Annotated in this window: 2 protein-coding genes; both read right to left on the bottom strand. The window is 29.6% G+C overall.

Going from position 1 to position 2,061, the window contains the following annotated elements; translation table 11 throughout:
* Positions 1-879: 879 nt before the first annotated feature.
* Positions 880-1,047, bottom strand: coding sequence for a hypothetical protein (locus IEV17_RS17340; protein ID WP_264822621.1), 168 nt, complete (start codon positions 1,045-1,047; stop codon positions 880-882).
* Between the two features lie 7 nt (positions 1,048-1,054).
* On the bottom strand, positions 1,055-1,426 hold the full coding sequence (locus IEV17_RS17345) for a protein rep (protein WP_264822622.1): 372 nt from the start codon (positions 1,424-1,426) through the stop codon (positions 1,055-1,057).
* Positions 1,427-2,061: the final 635 nt, after the last annotated feature.

The raw sequence follows: 2,061 nt of genomic DNA on the forward strand, positions 1-2,061 counted from the left end.
TCGTGCTATAATAGATACACGTCTTCTCTTAGCGTTTCATAGTATTATCCTCGTTTATTATACTTATAATTATAGGGGAAGGCTTAGAGCTATCATTTTGATAGCTCTTTCTTTTTAACACCAAAGATTATTTAGATCCACAAAGCTTTTCAAACCAAAAAGTCATGATATAATGCATATAGCATAATAACTCTTATCCCATTATTAGAAATTTGCTATTAAGACTTTAAAAACCACTCACTAAATTTAGTGAGTGGTTTTTCATTTATATATTCTTCTCAACATCAATAAATTTTCTCAGCATAAATACGTACTTTTGATTTTTATTTTAGCAAACTTTATCATAACTCTTACGAAAATTTTGAATGCCTTTATTTTTAATTTTAAAGGGGCATTTTGAAGAAACACTAAATATTTACGTAGTTTTATATCTAAAATTCTATATAAGCGCTTAAAACACAAATGAGAGCCAAATAAATATATTTTGATTGCACATCACAATTTTTTAGCAAAACCAGTGACGATTTTTGCATAAAATCCTTCAAAAAGTGATACCGGTTTTTAGTTCCTTCAGGGGCAAATTTCTGTAAAAAATACCGAAATCTTGATTTTGTCCAAAATAAAAATTAAGAGCATAAGGGAAATTTGCCACCTATTAAAAAGGTGGGTCTGGCGAAGCCAGACATTTCAAGTGTTACAAAGATTTCTACTTGGTGCCTAAATTTTGTTTTTGTACCCAAAATGTACCCCTATAAATTGCGTTTGTACCCAAAATGTTCCCCTACATCTTGTGTCTGTACCCAGAATGTACCCAAACATTTTTAGCACTTTTCAATAAAAAAACGCTAGCTTTTTGCTAACGTTTAAGAAAATTTATTTTTATTTTTCTTCGTCAATTTCATCAATCATTTGATGATTAATTTTACTTTTTTCTTCTTCAGTCAAATCAAAAATTTCACTCGCTAAGTATTCTTTTTGATTCCAGTGCAGTCCAGAATAAACAAGAATTTGTTTTCCCTTAAGAGATTTATAAAATGTATCGAACACTTTTTGATTAATTAAATAGTCGGTTGTTGTTCTGTTTGATTTTTTGAACATGTACTTGTGTGATTTCATCAATTCCAGTCACATCTCGCCATAAATTCAGCCATTCTTTTTGACTAATATAATATCGTTTGTCTGTAAAATACGATTTGTTAACAGCAATTAAAACATGAAAATGCGGGTTATAGTCATCACGTTCTTTATTGTAAGTAATTTCTAATTTTCTTACATAACCTTTCGTAGCAGAAATTACTTTTTTACGCTTAAACATCTTTTGAAAAGAGTGATTATAAGCTTTAATCTCACTTTCTAAATGCTCCACTGTTACATTTGGTGTCGTAAGTGTTAAAAAGATAAATTGTTTATCTTCTTTTTGCCACAAAACTCAAGAATGTGTTGCACTCCCTTATCAAATCCATTTGTCCTTCTTTGACATGTCGTTCATATTAAATCACTGTAAAAACAACTAAGTTGTATACAAAGTTTTATAACAAAAAAGTTGCTTTTTCTCCTTTCATGTAAAGTTTTGGTTTGGTCACCATAAACTCTACTATACTTCAAAGACAGTCATATCAACTAATCCAAGGATAGTTAACTGGACGGGAATAGTTACCTATAGTATCAAGACAAGAAGAAACTCGTTTCTAAAGCAAGCAAAAACATCAAAATTTGCTTATAAACAAATAAAAACTAAAGATTCCATTCACCTTCTAAAGGAGAAACATCAACACTAATTTCTCCATAGAAATCCTCATTTACAGTAAAGACATCTCTTTCTCCACACTTCTCACACATTGTATAAACAAAACAACGGTTATTACCTTCACTATAAGGTTTATAAATATTATGTGTGATTCTCGTTATTGGATTTTTACAAGCATTACATTCTAGTTTTACCCTTAATCCAGAGGTAAATTGACTTGATAATTTGTCTTGAATACAATCACCCCCCGTTTATAATTCCATATTACTATTAATATCTATATTCCAAAACCAACCTTCAAAAATAAATAATTG

Origin of the sequence: Acinetobacter modestus (assembly GCF_014636095.1) — a bacterium.
GTDB lineage: Bacteria > Pseudomonadota > Gammaproteobacteria > Pseudomonadales > Moraxellaceae > Acinetobacter > Acinetobacter modestus.